General features: G+C 40.4%; 9 protein-coding genes. 5 read left to right on the top strand and 4 right to left on the bottom strand.

The window, feature by feature from the left end; all coding sequences use genetic code 11:
* Window positions 1-23: 23 nt before the first annotated feature.
* The 4 genes from AB6T38_RS12835 to AB6T38_RS12850 all read right to left on the bottom strand — a co-directional run bounded on the left by AB6T38_RS12835 (window position 24) and on the right by AB6T38_RS12850 (window position 8,057).
* On the bottom strand, window positions 24-3,122 hold the full coding sequence (locus tag AB6T38_RS12835) for a BNR-4 repeat-containing protein (protein ID WP_372547689.1): 3,099 nt from the start codon (window positions 3,120-3,122) through the stop codon (window positions 24-26).
* Between the two features lie 597 nt (window positions 3,123-3,719).
* Window positions 3,720-5,177, bottom strand: coding sequence for a sulfatase (locus AB6T38_RS12840; protein WP_372547690.1), 1,458 nt, complete (start codon window positions 5,175-5,177; stop codon window positions 3,720-3,722).
* A 27-nt stretch (window positions 5,178-5,204) separates the two neighbouring features.
* Window positions 5,205-6,440, bottom strand: a complete 1,236-nt coding sequence (locus tag AB6T38_RS12845; RefSeq protein WP_372547691.1) for a glycoside hydrolase family 105 protein — start codon at window positions 6,438-6,440, stop codon at window positions 5,205-5,207.
* A 108-nt stretch (window positions 6,441-6,548) separates the two neighbouring features.
* The gene (locus AB6T38_RS12850) at window positions 6,549-8,057 is read right to left on the bottom strand and encodes a sulfatase-like hydrolase/transferase (protein ID WP_372547692.1); all 1,509 of its coding nucleotides are present in this window, start codon (window positions 8,055-8,057) and stop codon (window positions 6,549-6,551) included.
* A 647-nt stretch (window positions 8,058-8,704) separates the two neighbouring features.
* On the opposite strand from AB6T38_RS12850, the gene AB6T38_RS12855 reads away from it, so the two are divergent.
* The 5 genes from AB6T38_RS12855 (at window position 8,705) to AB6T38_RS12875 (ending at window position 23,864) form a co-directional block, all read left to right on the top strand.
* The gene (locus tag AB6T38_RS12855; RefSeq protein WP_372547693.1) at window positions 8,705-11,092 is read left to right on the top strand and encodes an alpha-L-rhamnosidase N-terminal domain-containing protein; all 2,388 of its coding nucleotides are present in this window, start codon (window positions 8,705-8,707) and stop codon (window positions 11,090-11,092) included.
* Between the two features lie 110 nt (window positions 11,093-11,202).
* On the top strand, window positions 11,203-14,508 hold the full coding sequence (locus tag AB6T38_RS12860) for a glycosyl hydrolase (protein WP_372547694.1): 3,306 nt from the start codon (window positions 11,203-11,205) through the stop codon (window positions 14,506-14,508).
* Between the two features lie 174 nt (window positions 14,509-14,682).
* On the top strand, window positions 14,683-16,152 hold the full coding sequence (locus AB6T38_RS12865; RefSeq protein WP_372547695.1) for a sulfatase: 1,470 nt from the start codon (window positions 14,683-14,685) through the stop codon (window positions 16,150-16,152).
* 121 nt (window positions 16,153-16,273) lie between these two features.
* Window positions 16,274-19,789, top strand: coding sequence for a glycosyl hydrolase (locus tag AB6T38_RS12870; protein ID WP_372547696.1), 3,516 nt, complete (start codon window positions 16,274-16,276; stop codon window positions 19,787-19,789).
* Between the two features lie 448 nt (window positions 19,790-20,237).
* Window positions 20,238-23,864, top strand: a complete 3,627-nt coding sequence (locus AB6T38_RS12875; RefSeq protein WP_372547697.1) for a glycosyl hydrolase — start codon at window positions 20,238-20,240, stop codon at window positions 23,862-23,864.
* Window positions 23,865-23,875 lie beyond the last annotated feature (11 nt).

The raw sequence follows: 23,875 nt of genomic DNA on the forward strand, positions 1-23,875 counted from the left end.
TAGATCTAATTTATGTCAGGCTCTTATTCATTCGGCTTTACCTCACATCGAGCTCTTGAACACAAGCTGGTAAAGCCTCTAACGTCACGGCTGTTTACTTCGCCATCCCCATTAAAGTCATAATTCAAATTAGTTATTTGTCCGTTTCTCACTTTAAGGGTAAATGTTCGCATATCATATTTATCGACGTCCCCATCATTATTTAAGTCGCCAAAAATACCCACTTCAAAAATCAGTGATGCTTCATTTGTACGGCCTTTATCGTCAGTAACAATGGCTTTAGCAGTATGTGTTCCTTGTGTTAAACCTAATAGTTCAGACTCATAAAATTCACCGCCCCAAACAAAGGGGGCTTCATAAAGCTCACGAACGAACTCTTCGTCAATATATAGTCCTACTATCACTTCACTCGTTTCTTCTACGGTGCCAATATCGACAGATAGTGAGAAGCTGTCGTATCCACCTGGCAAAGAAATGTTGGATTTATCAAAGGTAATAGTAGGTGCAGGAGAAGGTAAAACAATCAATGTCATGCTTGCTTCTCCTTCTAACCCTTCGCTATCTAAAGCTACTGCGGTAAAAGTATGCTCACCAGCAAGTAATGGGTTAGGATTTGGTTCATGACATGGACTAGGGATTGGATCTTGATCACAGCTAATCCAGCCCATGGCCCCCAATTCGTAAGGTGCATATTTATGACCAAAATTCCACACCGGTTTAGTGTCAACACGCACAAGTTCACCATTTCGGTATAAGGTTACAGACACTATCGAGCGGCTTTCAACTGGTGATTCTGCACTTAATGTTAACCCGAATTGTTCATACCCTTCCGTCATCTCATATACATCTTTAGGGAATGTAATAATAGGGGGTTTAGGTAAGCCATTGACTACCAGTTTCATCGTTGCTTCGCCTGTTTCGCCTGCGCTATCAAGTGCTACGGCAGTGAAAGTATGCTCACCTTCTCCAAGTGGGTTAGGATTTGGAGTATGGCAGGGGGTAGGTACCGGATCTTGATCGCAACTAATCCAGCCCATAGCGCCAGTCTCATAAGGCTTATACTTATGACCAAAGTTAAATGGTACGGATGTATCTTCGCGGACAAGTTCACCGTTTAGATATAGAGTAACCGATTCAATCGTTCGATCTTCACTCGATGGTTGAGCGTCGATGGTGATACCTAATTGTTCAAAACCCAGCTCAACATTCATCGAAGACTGAGGAAATGTAACAATAGGTGCTGTAGCGTTAACCGTTAACTGCATATAGGCTGTTGCTGTTTGACCTTCACTATCAAGGGCTACCGCCTTGAATGTGTGTACACCAGAACTTAATGGATTTGGGTTTGGAGTATGATCTTCTCTCCAACCCATAGCACCAGTTTCATGAGGTTTTGAACCGTGACCAAATATATAGGGTAGAGTGTTATCAACCCGTACTAACTCATCATCAATGTATAACGTTACCGATTCAATAGTACGATCTTCAACAGGGCTTGATGCTGTAATTGTCAGAGCTAATTTTTCATAACCTTGCTCAACAGTCATTGATGATTCCGGAAATGAAACATTTGGACGAGTAGCATCCGCTTCAATATCTAAATCAATTATTTGTAGATGAAGAGGCATTGCATTACCGGAAGTACGTTCCATCAAGTAGTAATACACTTTGCCATTTTTTACATAAACCGTACCATGGTCAAATACAGGACCTTCAGTTTCTTCGTAGACTCGTTCGAAATCACTTGTACCACCCACTGCTTTTTCAACAAAGGGACGACCATTTTTCAAGCCTATAATATAAATATTGTCACCCGCCGTATAAATATTGGATGCGCCAACAAAGTTTGTATCTATTATGAATTCTTCAGCACCTGCTGGTTTATAAGAATGTATATAAACTTGTTCGAAGTCAGGTCGAGTACGGTCTGTTGAGCGAACTAGGCTAATTATATGCACATCACCTTTCTCGGTAACTGTCCAATCAAAACTGCCAACAATATAAACTGAGTTCGGTTCTTGGTGAGAGATGTAATCGCCAGGCTCAAACACCTTGATTTCGTCAGAGTTAACTAAAGGCCATGTCATCGGTTCGCCTTTATGATTTTTCCAATCGCCAAATCCTTCAGGATGATCTGAGTAGGCGTAATAGACACCGTTTTGGTATAGGTATCGATCATTGTTATCATTGCTTCGTTGTTGGAAACCTACCCGCAGCTTACCATTTACGTATTTCATGTTGCCGTATAGACCCCAGTTATAGGCGTTTCCATGATTCGTTTTTTGATTTTTATGGTTAAACGGGGTAAACGTAGACCACTTTTGCTCAGTTGCGTCATAACGATTAAAATAATAGGCACCGTTATTATTCCCACCCCAACGCATGTATAGTAGTAAAGTGCCGTCTTTGGTTTCAAAAAATTTTGGGTAAGTTAACGCGGAAAAGTTATCTCTATCGCCTAAGTCTCCAGTCATTACAAGGTGTTTATAATCAACATATCCTGTACTTAGGTCGGTTTGGCTGATCTCGCTGGTATCTTCTACAAACTGCTCCAACGTGAACTCTTCATCTGGCACTTCCGCAGCCCCAGCCACTGAAAAACTATATCGAAAATAGTCATCTTCAAATTTGCCATCATATTTAGTGTTGTCATAAGCATGCATGTCATACACCATATGAATGGTGCCATTTAAAGGACTTACCGCTAAACCAATAGTGTTATGTGATTCACCAACCCACCAGTCCCCCCTAAAACCGGTATGGCGATGGGGAAATTCAATGGTCTTAACAGTGCCAGTTTGACTGTTATAGCGTGATAACATGACATGGCGATCATCTTTGCCACCTCGATACCAGGTCATAAAAACATAATGTTTATATGTTTTAACGCTATCACCATGGGCCGAAATGTTTTTACCAAAATGATAGTCGTAAAGTTCCGAACCATTATCCGGCGCATTAAAACCCACTTTTTGACCGTCAAAATGTAACCCTTGGTCAGTAATTTTTACTTCGCTTTCCAAGGTGACTTCTGCTTGGGCGCAAGAAACTGAAACACCAATTGACGATGTTAATAGCCATAAGTATTTGAGCATAGACCTGCGTTTGTTTGTTATTGACATAGTTTTTACTCTGATTTGAAGATAAACGATACGCAATGCTGCCTTATACTATTTAATGGAAAAAATCACATTAAGTCTAAATAGGTCAATCATTGCGATATTAGGGGTCTCAAAGCCAATATTTAGCCACTTACTCAGTGATGATAAATATTGTTAACGCTTATTTAACAAAATAATGATAACAAAATATTTAAAATAATCATAACATTTCAATAACAATCTTATTCGGTCTTGTATGGTCTATGTGTTAATTGTTGATTTTATTATGAAAGTTGATTAAATGTATTACCGAAAGCAGTGGTCTTCCTAATACTTGACGTCAGATGTTAAATTATTTATCTCCCTGCTCAATAAACATGAAGTTGACTAGCCCTTTTAAATCGCTGTGGGCTACGTATTCATTGGCCTGTACGTGGTTTTAGAAAAATCTAAACAATACGTTAACATTTTTATTGCTTAAAGATTTCTATGTGCGGTGAGTTTAGGTGAGTGATTTTGATATATTTTGATTGTAATGCTGTTGACTGTGATAATTAATCTCTTATAAAAATAAAACAATTAATGCTTTCACGTCGTAGATGATTTTTAATTGTTTCTTCAATTAACTGAGGCTAAATTATTCGCTAACTTTGGTTTGTTATGAAAAGAGGGTGCATTGGATGGGAAATTCTCATCTAATAATTTTTTTAAACTCTGCTCCACGGCTTTATATTTTTTTTGGCCTGCAACGTTTTCGAACGCCACAAGATCATCTTCATGTAGATATAATTCTTTAAACAATATGTTTTGGTTGTCAGCATTGCGCCATTCGGTATAACGCCAAGTTCCATCTGTCACGCTTACCCCCATACGCTTTTTACCACGTGTGAATAAGCTATAAGCGGCTTTGTCCCATGGCATGTCTGGTTTATCTAATAAGGTAATGAGGCTTTTACCATCCGTTTTAGGCAAAGGTAAGCCTGCGGCCTCGGCAATGGTCGGAAATATATCGATATTTTCAATAAGCGCCGAAGATGTTACACCTGCTTTGCGGTTTTTGTGCGCCGTTTCGCGACTGATAATTAATGGAACGCGCGTATCTAGTTCCATATTAGTGTGTTTATTCCAAGCACCATATTCACCAAGTTTATAACCATGATCACTCATAAACACTATCATTGTGTTTTCCCGGAGATTAAGCTCATTAATAGCTCGCATCACTTTACCAACTTGTGCATCCATATAGCTCACTGACGCATAATAAGCATGGATCAAGGTCTTGGTTAATTCGTCACTAGTATCCCCTTCTTTTGGAATACCTCCGTACATTCTTAATTCATTCCAGTTAGTTAAGGCTAAAGGGTACATATGTTTTGGCTTGTTTCGACTAGGTACGGAAAATTGATCTCGGTCGTACAAATCCCAATATTTTTTAGGAGCATTGAAAGGTAAGTGCGGTTTACTAAACCCCACTACCATTAAAAACTTATCGTTCTTTACTTTCTTTAACGTTTCAATTGCATCGATAGCTACTTTGCCATCTTTATAAAAGTCATCCTCGACTTCCCCTGCTTCATAGGCAAATTTCTTTTCTTTATTACCAGCAATAGTATAAAAGTTATCGAGCTTTTTAATGTGTGTTGTCCAGTTTTCCTGATCATCGGTAACACTGTGGTAAACTTTACCAATACTGATGGTTTGGTAGCCGTTTTCCTTAAATAATTGGGGCATAGAGACAATATTTGGCTGATTTGGCCGCAAACGACCGGCTCTATCTATACTATATAAGCCCGTGGTTTCTGGGCGTAACCCGGTCATGATGCTGACGCGAGAAGGGCCACATATGGCTTGTTGCGCATAAGCTTTAGTAAATTTTACTCCTTGCTTCGCTATTTTATCAATATTAGGACTAATTACATCGTTATTGCCATAAGTGCCTAAATCTACTCGTAAGTCATCGATTAAAAAAACCACTATATTTGGTTGTTTTTGCGCGGCATTTGCGTGAACTGTAATGCTCATCGATAGAGCTAAAACTGCCATAACTGAAAACATATGATTAATTTGCTTAGCCATGACAGTTTTTCCCTTACTCATTGGTATTTATTGCTCTTCTTTCCACTTAACCATTTCTGAGGCCGCTAATAACACAGCGCCTACACCATATAATTGTGAATCTGTCTTCTTAACTGGGTCTGGTGACTTACCTACGTGTTGTACCCAATTCACTCGGCCATTTTCAGCGATTGCTTTTTCTATTGCTGACCAACCTTTTTCAACGACTTGTTTTGACTTTTCATCTTTTAAGATGCCATTGTTTACGCCCCAAGCTAAGCCAAAAGTGATAAAGCCAGTTCCACTTACTTCCGGTGTTTTCACTTTATTTGGATCCATTAACGATGCCGGCCAGTAACCTTCTTCAGTTTGTAATTTAAGTAAACCCGCTGCATTCTTTTTATATAATTCAATATAGCGAGATTTAGATGGATGACCGTCAGGTAACTCGTCAATGATTAAAGGTATTGCAGCAAACACCCAACCATTTCCTCGCCCCCAAAAAACGGGTTCGCCATTGTCACTTTTCAAATCGAAATAGCGACTGTCACGGAAAAATAATCCATATTTATCAGAAAATAAGTAATCGGCACTGGCCCAAAACTCTTTATCTGCATATTCAAAATATTTAGGATCACCTGTAATATTGCTCATCTGCAACCATGCGCGAGGTGCCATAAATAGTGCGTCTGCCCAGCACCAGCGAAGTTGACAATTACCTTCCAAATGGACTTTTCCTGAGCCAGAAGACGTTTCGTCTAACATCTCTAATCCTACTTCAGGCTTATTCGCCAAAATCATATCGAATACAGCTTGAGTTGGCTTGATTGCATCTTTATTTTTAGTTTGCTCTGCCAACCATAGGTAGGTTTGGGCGATGGTATGGTCATCTGCATGATAAGGGCGGTCTAACAACAATTCATAGTTTTCCTGTTCAGCCATTTTTTCCATAAACTCTAGGAACGATTGATTTTTTGTCGTTTCTGTCCAGCGAGTTAATCCAATATAAAAAGCTGCTTGGATCCAAAATTTTGCGTTTTCAGACTTGGCACGGTGCGACTCTGGAATATAGTTTAAATTTCCTAATTGTCCGATTTGCCATTGGCCTGCGCGATCACCTATGTCTTTGGCTGATTGGCGAATGGTTTGAGCCGAGATGTTTGCGTGAGTTTGCTCCTGTTCTACACTGATTTGTGTAGTTGCGGACTGTTCTTTGTCACATCCAGCCAATAATAAACTGACTGTCAAAGGTAATATTGCTAATGTTTTTTTGAAGTTTTGCATAATATGTCTCGTTATCGTTTACTACTTTTATCTTTTTGACTGAGTAATTACTAAGTGCACTTATAGTAATTAAGGTTGTAATAATAAATAATTTTTCTTTATTGGTTGCTATTGTCCATATTTAGGCTCGGCTTGATGTCGAATATTGATAAAGTTATCTCTTTGTTTTACTTCTTGAGTTCTTTGTTCTTCATAAGTTTTTATGTATTGATCAACCTTCTGGCTGAGTTTCGCTACAACATCTTGGTGAAGCTCAGAATTGATTAGATTGTATTTTTCTTGCGGATCATTTTCTAAATCATACAACTGCTGAAATTCATTCTTATAGAAATCTATATATTTCCATTTTTCCGTTCGTAAACCGACAGTAGGGGGGATGAAGGTTCTTTTAGGTTGGTACATATGTTCAAAGAAGAATTCGTCACGCCATTCTGTTTTGTTAGGCCGGCTCAATAGTGGAAGCAAACTCAGACCTTGATAACTTGACGGAGCATCAAGGCCTGCTAAATCGACAATAGTTGAAGGAATGTCAATATTTAATGCCATTTTCTCTACTTCCTGAGTTTGCGTATTTTTGCTTCGTGGATCATAGATAATTAGTGGTATACGTAGATCTTCTTCCCAGCCAAACCATTTGCCAGCTAATTGGCGCTCATTAAGATTGTAACCGTTGTCACCCATATAAATGATTACAGTATTATCGGCCATACCTGTTTCTTCTAATTTTTGATAGATCATGCCAACCGCTTTATCTACTGCGCTAATTGCACGATAATAACGTTTCACCATTCGTTGATATTTTTTAGGGGAATCGTAACGCCATTTCCATCGTTCACGACCAGTGGAGCGTTTTAAAAATTCCGGTAGCGCTTGGTAAGTGGCATCGTCTGAAAACTTGGCTGGTGGTATAGTGACATCTGCGTACATGCTTTCAAATTCTTCAGGATAATGGTACTGATCCTCTAAATCTACATCGTGAGCGTGAGGATTCCAAAAGTTAACGGACATTACCCAAGGGGTAGCAGAGTTACTTGATTGCTCAATAAATTCTTTTGCTAGTTCTGCTATGTAATATGTTTGTGGCAACGTTTTGCCTTGATACTGTTCAGTTTTAGATTGTAATAGCGGTTTAAAAAAATCAAACCTGTCTTCGTCTTTACCAGAAAGACCAATTTCATATTTACCAACAAATGCAGAACGGTAACCACCTCGTTTTAGGACTGCCGGGTACATGTTGGCTGATTCTTTACTTCCTGTTTTTGGACGCCCAAAGGTAAAGTCATGAGTTCGTTCAGTTAATCCTGTTAATATGCTAACTCTGCTAGTGGCACAAATAGGTGTTGTGACAAACGTGTTTTTAAATACTACGCCCTTATTGGCTAATTCATCCAAATTAGGAGTTTGGATTATAGGATGGTATTTACCTAGCATATCCCAACGGTGATCATCTGCTAAAACAAACAATATATTAGGTTGGGTGGCGCCAACCGTTTCCTTTTCCATGCTGGCGGTACAAGCATTGAGCATACTTAGTGCGACCAACATAGATAAAACCATCTTAATCTTTTTACTTAAACTAAAGTTGAGGTTGTGATGAATTTTTGTACCGGTATTCATTATGATGACTCGTTCATATTATTTAAAACTATCGAACTAACTTGCGTTATATCATTTGCGAAAATTGCTCAGAGGAGATGTTTCGTTTAAGTGTATTACACAAATTTAACTATTCAGTCACAATAACAAACAATTCCAGTCAAATAAACTCATTAATAGACTTTCCCCCCTTATTTTTGTGCTTAAAAACATGGAATAAGTTATTTTCTTCTTCGTTATAACTAGTCAATAAGTTTTTAAAAGTTCGAATGTTCAGTTATGAAGCTATTGATAATCGATAGCGATAAATTGTTGTGCAGGTACTATAGATGTGCCACTTCATAGGTTCTATTTCGCGCGACTCGAAATTGATACATCTAAAAATATTAAGCTTAAAAGCGCATTAATGAAGGGGCGTGATTTAGAAAATAATAACCATGATTTAAAATGCTTTAAATATATCGGTTTTGATAGTAAACTATTTTCTGTTGTATTTTTGTTGCGTTATTGTATCTCAATGTTAATTGAATTCGACGATTCAAATATTGAGTAAACAAGATGAACAGATTGTATTTGAGGAGCTTAAACAGATTTGATTGTTCAAGTTGTTCCTGTCGAATCTATAAATGAGACATATGAAGTTCTGTTGGCACTGAGGAAAACATTTTATGAAAAATCTTATTATTAAAAAGCCATTAGCTTCTTTGGTCTCAAAAACTTTGTCAGTACTGGCTGCCATGACGATATTCGTAAGCTTTCAATCCTCTGCAGTTAAATGGGAGGCAGAATGGATATGGCCTAAACAAAAAGTTAGTTTGCCCAATAGTTGGTCGGCTTTACGCACTGAGGTTGATATTGATAACGCTAATTCTACCGCGACAGCTTATATTAGCGCAGATAGTAAATATTGGCTGTGGATAAATGGTGAGTTAGTGGTTTTTGAAGGAAGTTATACTGGCGGGCCGACACCAGTAAAGCCTTCGCCACGGGTTGATGGTTTCCCCATCGCTTCTAACAAATATTACGATCAAATAGACATTAAAAAGTACTTAAAAAGTGGAAAAAATACGATTGCTGCCCTCGCTTGGTATTATGGTGACAATGGACAAAAAGGTACGCATATCTCAAGCGGAAATGCGGGGTTTATTTTTCAAGCAAAAGTTGGCGAGCAAACCATTGTTTCTGATTCTACATGGAAAGCCCATGCCCATGAGGCTTATTTGCCTGTTGAAAAAATGGTGCCGTTTCGTGTAGCTGCTTGGAGTATAAATTTCGATGCCCGCAAAGCTTTGGGGGATTGGAGCAGCAATGCATGGTATTTACCGGGGTATGATGATTCAAGTTGGTCAAATGCTAAAGGAGGCCGTAAGCCACCACGAGCGCCATTCTTCAACTTATTTCCTAGTGAGATTCCTCCTCTCAACAATCACGGCTTAACAAATTGTGTAAACTTTTCGGATGCTAAATTTCCGTTTGTTAGTGACGGTAAAACAATAAATTGCCAATTGGATTTTAATAAAAACTTTACCCCTTATTTCGATATAGATGCGCAGGAGGGGATGAAAGTTCATATCAAATCTAATATGCGCCTAAGTACCATAGAAACCTTTTACACTGCTAAGCAAGGCCGTCAGCAGTTTGAGTCTTACTCATGGACCAATGGGCGGATTATCGAATACACATTTCCGAAAGGGACAATCGTACATGACCTTAAGTATCGTTGGACCGGAGTCGGGGAAACCCCTGGCCATTTTGAAACAGATGATCCTTGGCTATCCCGAATATGGCAAATGGCTGAAAATACCCTGTACATATGTGCCCGTGACAACTTTATGGATACGCCTGATCGCGAACGGGGTTTATGGATTGGTGATGTTGCAGATCAAGCGAGTTATTTGTTTTATTCAATGGATAAACCCGGTCGAGATTTATTAAAAAAAGCCATTAAAGAAACACTAGCATTCAGTGATTCTGAAAGTGGTATTTTTGCTGGATTAGGCCCTGGAAGATTCCGTGAATTACCCGCGCAAAGCCTGCAATTTATTGAGCAAGGTATTTGGCATTATTATTTTAATACTGGTGATAAACAAACTTTAGAGTTTGCTTATCCTTATGTGCACCGTTATTTAACGTTATGGGAAATAAAAGAAAACGGTTTAGCCACATTTAGAAGTGGTGCTTGGAAATGGACAGACTGGGGTCCTCAGGAGACTATTGACTATTCTGTAATTCAAAATGCTCTGTATTACAGCGCATTGATTTCAGCGCGAAAGATGGCTCAAGAACTGGGAAATGATACTTATTTAAATTTTTACAATAATCGTATTCATACCATTAAAAATGCGTTTCGACAGAAGTATTGGCACGACGGTTTTTACAGTAGTGATGTTAGCAAGTTAAAAGACGATCGCGCGAATGCGATAGCTATTCTGTTTGGTTTAGCGACCCCCGATCAATACCAGCAAATCGTTGATAATGTATTAATACCCAATCAATTTGCCAGTCCTCATTTTGAGTGGATGGTATATAACGCCATGGCAATAGCTGGGCGTTATGATGATGCGCTCGCCCGCATGAAGCAGCGTTACGCCAAGCAAGTCAATAACCCTGCGTTATCTACCTTGGCTGAGTATTTACCTAGTGGCGGTACTGAGAATCATGCGTGGAATGCACCAAGCACGGTATTGAGTCAACATATTGCCGGTATTTCACCAACTTCGGTGGCGTGGAAAAGCTATCAAGTGATGCCTAATATGGCGCATATGAATAGGATTCAACAGAAAGTGCCCAGTGTCCAAGGCAATATCGAGTTTGAAATAACACGCGAACCAAGCTCTATTCAAATACAGCTTCAATCGCCTAATAACACCTTAGCTTTAGTGGGCGTGCCTAAGCAATATTTCGATATTGATAAGATTTTGGTTAATGGCAATACCGTATGGCAGCAAAGTAAAATATTGAAGGGCATCCAGGGAGTTAAATATGTGGGAGAGGACGACAAATACATGAAATTTGAAGTTATGCCTGGTAACTGGACGATAGACGCAAATAATTAGGTAAATGCCTCAATCATAAAGTTGATGTTCAAGGTCAACTAAAGCAGTGGAATCTAGGCTTAATAATGCTGTGGTAAAACAAAAACGTCATTTAACCAATTGAGAGTGTTATGAAAATTAGTTTTAAAAGCATATTTTCAGCGTTTTTAGCGCCTAGTTTGTTGCTCTCCGTTTGTCAGGCTGAAAATTTATCAATTAGTGAATTTGCAGACCCTGCAAAAAATTACTTACCTAAAACCTGGATGCACGCCATGAATGGGAATCTTAGTAAACCCGGTTTTACTGAAGATTTTAAAGCCATGAAAAATGCAGGGATTGGTGGTGCTATTTTCTTTCATGTGCATAGACGCAATAAGCCTTACTCATCAAGAGGGCCTGTTCGATTTAATACTAAAGAGTTTATCGATACTTTAGTACATGCCGCTGCTGAGGCGGATAAAAACGATATTGAATTTGGTGTACATAATGCAGATGGTTGGACATCAAGCGGTGGCCCTTGGGTGACACCAGAAATGTCGATGAAACGTATTACTTGGTCAGAGCATGCAGTGCAAATAAATCAAGAGGGTACTGAAATCCTTCCGCCCCAGCCAGGTTTTTATCAGCAGTTTTATCGTGATGTTGCAGTTATCGCCCTACCTGCAAATCAATATAACCAAAGTAACGCTTTTGCCAATGCAAAAGTCACTGCTTCAGACCCTACATTAAATGCTGATGTGCTTACTGACAACGACTGGGATAGCACATTAACTTTCAACCCAAACAAAGCTAATAACTATTGGGTGCAAGTTGAAGTGGATAAGCCCACCACCTTGCGCAGTTTACATATTGAAACTCCTGATCGGCATGGTGATGCTACATTAAAAACGTCAAATGATGGGATTAATTTCACCACTGTGGTGGAGAAGTTAAGACGTCCTCGTCCAGGTGCTAGATTATGGGCTTTTAGCCCGCAACTGGTGAGTGAAAAAAATGATGGCTATACAGCTAAATATTTTCGTTTAGTGTTTGATAAACCTATTACCCTTAAACGTTTTGACTTATGGTCTGTGCCAAGAATCAATGATTGGTTTTCAATGAATTCGATGGAGCGTGGTCGCCTCAGTCTTGCACCCAAAATAAATCCAGAGGCCATTACCCAAGCAAAAGATGTTTTAGTATTAAATCGCGGTGAGTTACCCAAAGATGGAGTTAAATTACCCAAAGGAGATTGGCGAATTCTACGTTTTGGTTACACCAGTACCGGTGCTTATAACGTGCCAGCAACGGTTGAGGGCGAAGGTTTAGAGATTGATAAATTTGATTCCAAAGCGCTGCAATTTCACTTTGAACAATTTGTTGGGAAATTACTCAAAAAAGCCCAAGCTAAAGGTATTAAATCATTAAAAACCAGCGAAATAGACAGTTATGAAGTTGGTGGTCAAAACTGGACCCAAGGTGTCGATCAAAGTTTTAAAGCAAAATTTAATTATGATTTTATCCCTTGGTTGCCGTTATTAACCGGCCGCGTGATTGAATCTTCCGAACATACGGGGGCGATTTTACAAGAGTATCGTCAGCACTTGTCCGACTTAATGGTTGAAAACTACTTTGGAGAATTTACCCGCCTCACCAAACAATATGGTTTGGAATCTTACATTGAGCCTTATGGTTGGGGACCGTTTGATGAATTGGCATCAGGGGGCAAAGCAGACCGTTTAATGGGCGAGTTTTGGGTTAAATCACCGTTTGGAGATAAGAGCAATACCTATCATGGTCGTACTAGTGCTGCTATTTCATCAGGTCATATCTACGGAAAAAAGATAATCTCTGCGGAATCTTTTACGTCAATAAACGCTGTAAATTGGAAGGGCCACCCTTATTATTATAAACACCATGGTGACCATATGTGGGCACGAGGGATTAACGAAACTATGTTCCATCGTTTTGCCCATCAGCCTAATAATCATATTAAACCTGGCATGACGATGGACTCGATCGGCTCGCATTTTGATCGCACTCAAACCTGGTGGGATAATGGCGGGGTAGAGTGGTTTAAATATTTAGCCCGTGGATCATACTTATTGCAACAAGGTGTACCTGATGCCGACTTTTTAATACATGTAGGCGATGTGGCTCCGGTACGAGGTAATAGTTCTGCTACCGTACCTGCTGGCTTTGGTTTTGATTTAACCAATAGCGATGTATTACTTAATCGCATAAGTGTAAAAAATGGTTATCTAGTTTTACCCGAAGGTACCCGTTATAAAGCCTTGTACTTAAGCAAAAGCAACTACCTTCACGCCAAAACCTTAAAACGCATACAAGCGTTAGTGGCCGCAGGGGCAACGGTAATAGGTAATAAACCCAAAGAAGTGATTGGTTATAGTGAATGGCCAGAAAAAGCTGAATTTAAACAAATTGCTGATCAACTTTGGGGAGATACGCCAAATACCATCAAAGCTTACCAAAAAGGGCTCGTTAGCAGTTATAGCCTAGAAGAGACAATCACTCAGCTCAAACTACAGCCAGACTTGGTGATAAACGACAAACCAGTGAAGGTTTTTGCAAAGCGCCGTATTGATGGCAATGACTTATATTTTTTCCATAATGAAAAACCAGAATTCCAACAGGTCACTGTGGATATCCGCGATGACCAAAGTGAAAGAAAAAGTACCCCTGAAATTTGGAATAATACTGATGGCACTATTGAAAAAATCAAAAATGTCAGCCGACAGGGTAATCGTATCATCATTGATTTAGCTCTTGAGCCATATGCTAGTCGCTTTATTGTGATCCGTCGTGATAATCAACCCCCTAAATATACAGGAACACATTCACAACTGGTTAAAGACTTATACCTAAGCAGTGTAGAAGAAACACAGACGAAGGAACTAAAAGGCCCATGGAACATTGAGTTTGATCCCAATTGGGCCGGTCTTGGTCACGTCACTTTTGATTCTTTGCAAGATTGGAGTACCCATTCGGAAGAGGGGATCAAACACTATTCTGGCACAGCCCATTATTCGAAAAGCTTTGTTTTAAGCCAACAACAAGTGACCGCAAATAAACCTGTATATCTCGATTTAGGAGACGTACAGCAAATTGCCGAAGTCACCCTCAATGGAAAAAAATTAGCTACTTTGTGGAAACCGCCTTTTGCCCTTGATGTTAGCAACGCGCTCGTTGCTGGTAAGAATCAACTTAAAGTCGCCATCACTAATACTTGGGTGAACCGTTTAATCGGTGATGAAGCACTACCCGATACCAGTGGTTACAGTATGGTTGGCGATACCGTTCCTTGGCTGAACAATAATGAAAAGCCCCCAACAAGCGAACGTGTGACCTTCACAGGTTATAACTTCTTTAAAACCGAACAATCCAAAGTATTACAAAGTGCAGGGCTGTTAGGGCCAGTGAGGTTGATACATAAATAAACATCGACTTCATTAGTAGATAGCAAAGGTTAAAGTTTATGTTATGAAAAGTATCATCATTTATTTTTAGAGGGCTAGCGTTTATGCGGCTTAGCATCGTGATGATAGACGTAACGCTATAGGTAAATAAAGTATTGCTTCTTAAGAAGTTTTTAATAAAAGAGAAAAATAGACATGAAAAATAGCGTCTTCTTTGTTTTGGTAAATATATTACTGTGTGCTTGTGGAGCAAGTGCTAACGCTCCTAGCGAAGCGGAAGTATTTTCCTCTGCGCATACTACACCTAATGTGCTTATGATTGTGATTGATGATCTTGGCTGGTCTGATGTGGGTTATAACCAAACCACTGACTTACTTGAAACACCCAATATTGATGCCTTAGCGCAACAAAGTCTGAGTTTTGATAACGCATATGCGGGTGCCGCTAATTGTGCCCCAAGTCGCGCAGTTTTGATGTCAGGTCAATACGGCCCCCGTCATGGCGTGTATACCGTATCGCCTTCGGCACGCGGTAATGCTAAAGCCCGAAAGCTTATCCCAATTAAAAACCAGAGGGGTTTAAAGACCCAAGTCATCACCATGGGGGAAGCCCTTAAAAGTGCTGGCTATGCTACGGGGACTTTTGGAAAATGGCATCTAGGGGCTGATCCTGATAAACAAGGTTTCGATAAAAACGTGGCAGGTAGTCATCAAGGCATGACTTTCCACTATTTTAGTCCTTACAATCTACCTAATATAAAAGATGGACCTAAAGGAGAATACCTTACTGACCGTTTGACCACAGAAGTGATTAATTGGATCAAAACCCCAAAAGACTCTCCATTTTTTGCTTACCTCCCTTACTATACGGTACATACGCCGCTGCAAGCACCAGAGCAGGTGATTGAAAAATACCGTAAAAAGGGCATCAAAGGTGAGGATGCTAAGTATGCGGCTATGGTGGAATTGATGGATACTAATGTCGGCCGTATTTTAACTATGTTACAAGCCGAAGGGTTATCTGATGATACTCTGGTTATTTTCACATCTGATAATGGAGGTTACCGAACGACTTCTTTTCCAACTCCCATCCGTGCTGGAAAAGGTTCGTATTACGAAGGTGGCCTGCGGGTGCCGTTATTGATTAGCTGGCCAGGAAAAATTAAACCCGGCCTAGATCATACGCCAGTGATCAATGCTGACTTTTATCCCACTTTGCTTACTCTAGGCAAGGCGGAACAGCCAAATCAAGCGTTAGATGGAGTAGATTTAACTGATCTGCTGCTTAATCAGCAAGCAATTAACAGCCGTGATTTGTTTTGGCATTTTCCCGTATATTTACAGGCTCACCATGCACGAACCGACCAAGGACAAGACCCCTTATTTAGAACGCGTCCGGGAAGTGCCATTCGAAGTGGTGACTGGAAACTTATCCAATACTTTGAAAACAATGAATTTGAATTATATAACCTAGCCAATGACTTAGCTGAAAATAATAACCTTGCCAGCCAAAAGCCAAATAAGGTGGCTGAGTTAAAAGCGAAACTGAAAGCGTGGCAGCAACAAACAGGCGCAGATATCCCAACAGAGCTTAATCCTGAATATGATGCCGATATTAACCAAAAAATGATTGATAAAATTTTAGCCAAAAAAACGCATCATTAATGGTTATACCCGTGCATCTAAGTCGTTAAATAACCTGACCTGAATTCGGGTTTATTAATAAAGCGACAGTTGAAGAACAGTGACACCTGAAACACCAGATCCCAATTTAATAGAGGTAAACATGCTTTCACTAAAACAATGGCTAGGATTAACCGTCGGAATATCCTGGCTACTCAGCTGCAGTGACATTAACCGTTCCAACGAACCAAACGCTTCCAGCGAGCAAAAATTAAATCAGTCGGCTCAAGTTAACTCCTTGATGGATAAACCACTGGTCAACCAACCGCATATTCCCTTAAGTGAGCAACAATTTTTACAACCTGGCCATGAATACAAGCCATTAACTTGGTTTCATATGATGAATGCCAATATGTCCAAAGTTGGGATCAGTAAAGATTTACAAGCCATCGCAGATGCTGGCATTGGCGGCACCATATTATTTAATGTTGGCTTAAATATGCCAAAAGGTGACGTATTATTTAACAGCGACAATCACCTTGATCACATCGCCCATATGGCGAAAGAGTCAGACCGGTTAGGCTTAAGTTTTGGTATTCATAATTGTGATGGCTGGTCTTCATCGGGCGGTCCTTGGATCACACCAGAGCAGTCAATGAAAAAGGTCACGTGGAATGAAACCTTAGTAAAAAGCTCTGGCAATAATGTTCAGTTACAACTGAAACAGCCTATGACCCTTAAAAATTATTATCAAGATATTGCAGTACTCGCCTACCCAAGCTTAGCGGGTGAGTTAACCGATGCTCAGCAAGCACCGGTGATCACCGCATCAGACCCAAGTTTTGATATTTCACTGCTATCCGATGTCGACACAGTCGGTAACCAAAAACTACAAGCCGATAAAGACGGTAAAGTTTGGCTTCAATATAGTTATCAACAGCCAGTGACCATTCGGGCGGCTCATGTTGATCTGCAGTGGGGGAAACATTATAAGTATGCCTTGCACTATTCAAACGATGGCGTTAACTTTAAAAAACATGTCGACTTAAAAGTGACTCGACCTGCACGAGTTCGCTGGGCACTTGATGGTGCATTTGAAGGCATCACCGCTAAGCACTTTCGCATAACGTCTAACAAGCCAGTACTGATTAACGAAGTAAACCTTACCAGTACTGCGCGTATGAGCCATTTTCTGGCACGTACATCTTCATCACGCACGAACTACAAGCAAATCCCACCTATTGGCAAACCGCCAGAACAAGATGTGATTGATAGCTCAAAAATCATCGATATTAGCGCTCATATGAAGGCCGATGGCTCCCTGTCAGTTAACTTGCCTAAAGGCCAGTGGACAATTATGCGTTTTGGTTACACCACCAGTGATTCCACAAATATACCGCCAACAGATGAAGGTTATGGTTTAGAAGTCGATAAATTTAGCCGCGAAGCGTTTAAAGCCCACTACGACGCATACGTTGGTAGGGTAATAAACAAAGTGAACAAAGTCGCACCAAACGTATTCCATAGCTTAGAAATAGATAGTTTTGAGGTCGGCGGTCAAAACTGGACGCAAAATTACCAACACCAATTTAAACAGCACTTAGGGTATGACCTAGTTAAATTTTTGCCCGTTTACGCAGGAAAATTTATTGATTCTGCTGCCGAAACTGAAGCACTGACCTGGGATATTCGTGAATTTAATAACAAATTAATGACCGAGAATTATTTCCAATACTTTACAGAACTGGCTAATAAAGATGGTATTCACACTTATATTGAACCTTATGGTATCGGTGTATTTAATGATGTTGATGCGGGCGCTAAAGCCGATATGCCCATGGGTGAGTTTTGGTTAAAACGTAATATTTACATGATGGCTTCACCAACGTCAGCTGGACATATCTACAACAAAAATATTATTTCTGCTGAGTCATTTACCGCTACACCAAAAATTGGCTGGAGCTTTACCCCTGCCATTGCCAAATACGACAATGATTTTACTTGGGCATTAGGGGTTAATCAGTTTGTTTTTCACCGGTTTGTCCATCAAGCCAACACCCATGTAGTACCAGGTATGACCATGGAGCGTTGGGGCGCACATATTGACCGTATCCAACCGTGGTGGTTAACTTCAGGTAAAGCATGGTTTGAATATATTCGCCGTGGGCAATACTTATTACGCCAAGGTACACCGATAGCTGATGTATTGTGGTACACCGGTGACGCTGCACCCACCACTTGTACAGACCGAAGACACCTACGTGATGCGATCCCAAGTTATGTCAATTACGACTGTTTGAACCGAGAAAAATTACAAGATGAGCTGGTCTATAAAGCGGGGCATTATCAATTAAACCATGACAGCGCCTATAAAGTGTTGTATTTGTCTAATCACCACACCTTATACCTCGATAGTGTGAAAAAGCTCTATCAATTTGCCAAACAAGGTGGTGTTATTGTTGGCAAGCCAGTGCAGCGTTTAGCGGGTCGTAATATCACAGCCAAGCAGCAACAAACCTTTGAAAAAATGGTCGACTACATTTGGTCACAACCCACCACTCACTCGGCCGTTGAAGATGAGAAAGCTTGGCAACAACTTTATCAACAACATGGTCTTGAGTTTGACTTAACCGTTAAAAATAGCAAAAAGTTATATTACACCCACCGTAAAGGTGATCACTTCGATTTATACTTTGTGTATAACGACAGCCAACAACGCGACGTATTTGATGGTAGGTTTAATGTTACCGGTAAAATTCCTGAATTATGGAACGCACGCACGGGTGAGATAACACCTATTGCTACTTACCAAACTCAAGGAAAAAATACTCGCGTCACTTTCCGCCTAGACCCTGAAGAATCAACTTTTGTGGTATTTAGAAAAGACAGCGCAGGGCAGCCAAAAGTATCACCTGAGTTAACTTATCAGCACGATGTAACAGCTGTTTATCAAGCTTCAACAGACAAAAGCAACCACATTGTATTAGCAGGCGCGTATAGCCAATTCAGCCAAGGCGTTGAACTTAACGTTGACGGCAAAAATAAAGTCATCAAGTTAACCGCTGAACAAGCCGTTAACACACCGAAAGTAACGCTTGATGGTCGTTGGCAAGTGACGTTTGATAAGCAATATGGTTTTGACCAAAGCGTTAACTTTGCACAATTAATTAACTGGAAGGATCATACAAACCCTGAGATACAACACTATTCAGGGATCGCCGATTATCAAACACGATTTAACCTACCGAGCGACTGGCTGCAACAAGACAACAAGCAGGTGCTTCTTGACTTAGGCGAGGTGCATGATACGGCACAAGTATTTGTTAATGGCAAACTCGCCGGGGTGACTTGGTTAAAACCAGCTCAACTAAACATTACTGACTTGGTCAATAGCGGAGAAAATCAATTAACGGTCAAAGTCTCTAATACGTGGACCAATCGCTTAATTGGTGATGAACAATACCCAGATACTTCTGGTGTGTTTAAAGCAAATGGCAAGTATGCTGACAACATGCCGGATTGGTACAAGCAAAACAAACCGTTACCAAATGCAGGTAAAAAAGGCCACCGCATGACCATGACTACCTTCCAATATGTCAAAAAAGATGACCCATTATTGGATGCTGGTTTAGTGGGACCTGTAACACTGTCCTTATCAAACAAGGTAATGGTTAAATAACGATCCCGAACTGTGTTATTTAACCTGAACTCGGGTTATTTACTAAACACCCATAAAAAACCATCAAGCATTTCTGCTTGATGGTTTTATGTTTGCCCAGCGAAGCTGGCAAACCCGATAGGCTGAAAGAAGCCTTAGGAAGTTAGAGGTACACAACTAACCGTAACCTGTTTCGGCAGTATTGATGGGTAAGCGTCCATAATAGCGCGAAGCCCTAAACTTAGTCAGACTAATGCTGTGTTTGAGGGTGGAATTTCTAACAGGGAGCTATTTCAGTACCCAAAAATAGCCAAGGTATGTTGTTATTACCCACAGTTTCTAATTTGTTGATTAAACAAAGTGGGAAAATTATTCAAGGTACACAGTTAAGCCCTTGAATTAAACTCTGTCATTAATGTTGGTGTAGGTCACGGGTAGCCGAGTTAACAAATTACACATAAGTATATTTATGAATAGCAAAAAAATAAGAAAGTTTAGAGAATTTAACGTATTTGCAAAGAAGCTCGTTGGTTTATTGAGTGTGTTTTTCATAACGGCCTGCGATCACGAAATACGTCCGTTAGAAGATAACCAGCCCAGTACTAGTGTTGAAAAAAATCAACAATCAGACTCTTTTTATCAAGCACCTGCAGATATCCTTAAAGCAAACTTTAAGACGCCTCCTGAGCAAGTTAAACCTTGGGTTTATTGGTATTGGGTCAGTGACAATATCTCTAAAACAGGCATTGAAAAAGATTTAGCCGCGATGCAAAAAGCCGGTATTAATACCGCGCTCATTGGCATCATTCACCTTAAAGGTAAGCAAGGTGAGGTGAAAGCGTTAAGTGAGCCTTGGTGGGATCATGTGCGTTTTGCTATAAAAAAAGCGGCTGACTACAATATTGATATTGGTCTGTTTAATTCTCCAGGTTGGAGCCAATCGGGGGGGCCTTGGGTAACGCTTGATAAATCGATGCGTTATTTAGACTCGACCGAACATCAAATTGTTGGTCCGCAACAAGTCAAAATGGTATTAGGTCAGCCTGAAAGTAAAGGTAGTGCTTTTTTCCAAGACGTACGTGTTCTCGCTTTCAAAACACCTATTTTTGAACAAGAAACGTTAACTGCCAGTAATAGTCAAATTAGTATAAGCAATCCTATCACTAAGACCTTATTAAAAAACCAAGCAGTGGACGCGCTGTTTGATGGGGATCGCAACACCATTTTTACCTTGTCACAAGAAGTACTTGATCATCAGCGTAAAGGGTCTCGTAGTAAAGGGCAGTTACAAATTGATTTAGTTCAGCCTGAATCATTTCAAGCGCGTAGCCTAGAAATTTATCCATACAAGACCTTACAAACAACCGTAACCTTGTCTGTTAAGAATAAGGCGGGTGTATTTGAAGATATTAAAACCTTTGAAATGCAACGTCCTCGCGATATGGCTGCCATTGGGCCTGACCATGATGCGCCCATAGTGGTCACTTTTCCTGCAGTTGATGCCAAACATTTTCGGCTAACGTTTAATGGCTTTAATCGTTGGCGTATGGATCAACCCACCGACCCAGTTGGATTTAAAGACATTGTGTTATCCAAAGCGTATAAGCTTGAACGTTATGTGGAAAAGAAATTGACGAAAGTTTTCCCTAATCCCATGCCTAAATTTGACAGTTACCAATGGCAGCTTCCAACAAAAGTCGACGATCAACAATTATTAGTCCAAGGCTCTGACGTTATCGATATTACTGAATTTGCCAAAGAGGGAAAACTCAATTGGCAAGCACCTGCGGGTGATTGGACTATAGTACGTTATTTTATGCGTCCTACCGGTACTGAAAACGGCCCTTCAAGTGGCCCTGCACGTGGTCCAGAGATAGACAAGCTCAGCAAAGAAATAGCCGAGTTCCATTTTGATGCCTATATTGGTAAATTTTTAGAAAGTATGCCTGCTGAAGATCGCACCGCATTAAAATATGCTGTAGTTGATAGTTACGAAAAGGGCGCACAAAACTGGACCGATGGTTTTGCCCAAAAATTTGAAAAGCGCTACGGCTATGATCCTATCCAGTTTTTACCGGTTTATAGCGGCCGTGTGGTGAATAGTGTTGAACAAAGTGAACGTTTTTTATGGGACGTGCGCCGCTTAGTTGCGGATGGCGTTGCCTATGAATATACCGCAGGGCTAAGAGAACGCGCCAATAAACACGGCTTAAAACTCTGGTTAGAAAACTATGGTCACTGGGGATTCCCGGGCGAGTTTTTACAATATGGTGGCCAAGCCGATATTGTCAGTGGCGAGTTTTGGGCCAGTGGTGATTTAGGTGCGATAGAGTTAAAAGCCGCCTCATCTGCCGCGCATATTTATGGTCAAAAAACCGTGATGTCTGAGTCATTTACCTCAGGTCGAGATACCAGCTTTAAAAACCACCCTTGGAACTTTAAGAAACGTGGTGATTGGTCGTTCGTTGAAGGCGTAAACCACACATTATTACACGTTTACATTCATCAAGCTTATGATGATCGTTTTCCCGGGGTCAATGCTTGGTTTGGCTCAGAATTTAATCGCAATAATACTTGGTTTGATTTCATGGGCAGTTGGTTGGATTACATAAAACGCGCCAACTACATGATGCAGCAAGGTAAATATGTGGCTGATATCATGTACTTTATTGGTGAAGACGCCCCTAAAATGACAGGTGAAATAAACCCGGCAGTACCAGGTGGTTATTCCTATGACTTTATCAATGCTGAAGTAATTTTAGAGCGTTTGACCTTTAATGATGGTTATTACCAACTCCCTGATGGCATGCGTTTTAAACTGTTAGTTTTACCAAATTTGAACACCATGCGCCCAGAAGTACTGGCTAAAATAGCCAAATTGGTAGAACAAGGTGGGGCGGTTTATGGGCCAAAACCACAACATTCCCCGAGTTTAGAAAACTACCCAAGTAGCGATCAGCAAGTACAGAAACTAGCACAGGAGTTATGGCAAAACATTGATGGGAAGCTAGTGACTCAAGTTCGCTATGGTCTGGGCTCTGTTTATTATCAACAAGCAAAAGATGCGCAAGACGTTGATTTAAATGTATTATTAAAGCAATTAAACACCCCAGCGGATTTAAGTGGTTTACCAGAAGAGGTGATTTGGAGTCACCGCAGTAGCGATAGCCATGATATTTATTTTATCGCCAATCAATCAGAGCAAGTTCTCAGTATTAACCCAAGTTTCCGCATTAAGGATGACCAAGGGCAACCTCAGTATTTTAATGCAGTGACCGGTGACATTTCAAACATTGCGCAGTATACAAACGCCAATGGCCGCATTGAGATCCCAATGCAGCTGAATGATTTAGAATCACGTTTTATTGTATTTGAAAAACAACCATCCGCTTCAAGTCAGATACTTGGCAAAGGCAGCATTCACCAGTTAACACATAACGGTAAAACCGTGTGGTTGCCAAATCAATTTGACAGCCAAGGCCAGCGTTTGCTTGAAGTCAGTGAAAATGGCGTTTATCAAGTCGTCAACCAGGATGGGAGCGAACAAACAACCAAAGTTGATGATTTACCCGCAGTAATCACCTTAGACCAGCCTTGGCAGTTAACATTACAAGAAAACCGTGATGTGCCAACCAAGCTAACCTTAGATAAGTTAAGGTCGTTAACCGAGCTCAAACCGCTGGCTTTGCAACATTATTCTGGCAGCATTAAGTATCAAACCACATTTAGCCTTGATGAAAACATGTTGCGAGAAGATCAACAACTACAACTAGATTTAGGTGAAGTAGGGGTGATTGCTCGTGTCACAGTTAATGGTAAAAACTTAGGTGAATTATGGAGTCGGCCACTTACGATTAACATTAAGGATGCAGTCACATCCGGCACCAATACCTTAACTATTGAAGTGGCGACCACTTGGTTAAACCGTGTGATCGGTGATTTAAAATATCCAGAGAAATTCCCAGATAGTCAGCAGCCTAAACGTTTTAATAAAGACCTAACCTTTGAGCCAAAAACATCTGGAAAAGATGCTTTGCAACGTTCAGGGTTGATGGGGCCGGTAACAATAAAACCGATCCGTAAAGTGACCTTTTAAGGTTGAAAAAC

This window comes from Aliiglaciecola sp. SL4, assembly GCF_041538045.1.
GTDB lineage: Bacteria > Pseudomonadota > Gammaproteobacteria > Enterobacterales > Alteromonadaceae > Aliiglaciecola.

Coding starts and splice junctions, on each gene's coding strand:
- AB6T38_RS12835 (WP_372547689.1), bottom strand. CDS start 3,122: ATGTCAATAACAAACAAACGCAGGTCTATGCTCAAATACTTATGGCTA.
- AB6T38_RS12840 (WP_372547690.1), bottom strand. CDS start 5,177: ATGGCTAAGCAAATTAATCATATGTTTTCAGTTATGGCAGTTTTAGCT.
- AB6T38_RS12845 (WP_372547691.1), bottom strand. CDS start 6,440: ATGCAAAACTTCAAAAAAACATTAGCAATATTACCTTTGACAGTCAGT.
- AB6T38_RS12850 (WP_372547692.1), bottom strand. CDS start 8,057: ATGAATACCGGTACAAAAATTCATCACAACCTCAACTTTAGTTTAAGT.
- AB6T38_RS12855 (WP_372547693.1), top strand. CDS start 8,705: ATGAAAAATCTTATTATTAAAAAGCCATTAGCTTCTTTGGTCTCAAAA.
- AB6T38_RS12860 (WP_372547694.1), top strand. CDS start 11,203: ATGAAAATTAGTTTTAAAAGCATATTTTCAGCGTTTTTAGCGCCTAGT.
- AB6T38_RS12865 (WP_372547695.1), top strand. CDS start 14,683: ATGAAAAATAGCGTCTTCTTTGTTTTGGTAAATATATTACTGTGTGCT.
- AB6T38_RS12870 (WP_372547696.1), top strand. CDS start 16,274: ATGCTTTCACTAAAACAATGGCTAGGATTAACCGTCGGAATATCCTGG.
- AB6T38_RS12875 (WP_372547697.1), top strand. CDS start 20,238: ATGAATAGCAAAAAAATAAGAAAGTTTAGAGAATTTAACGTATTTGCA.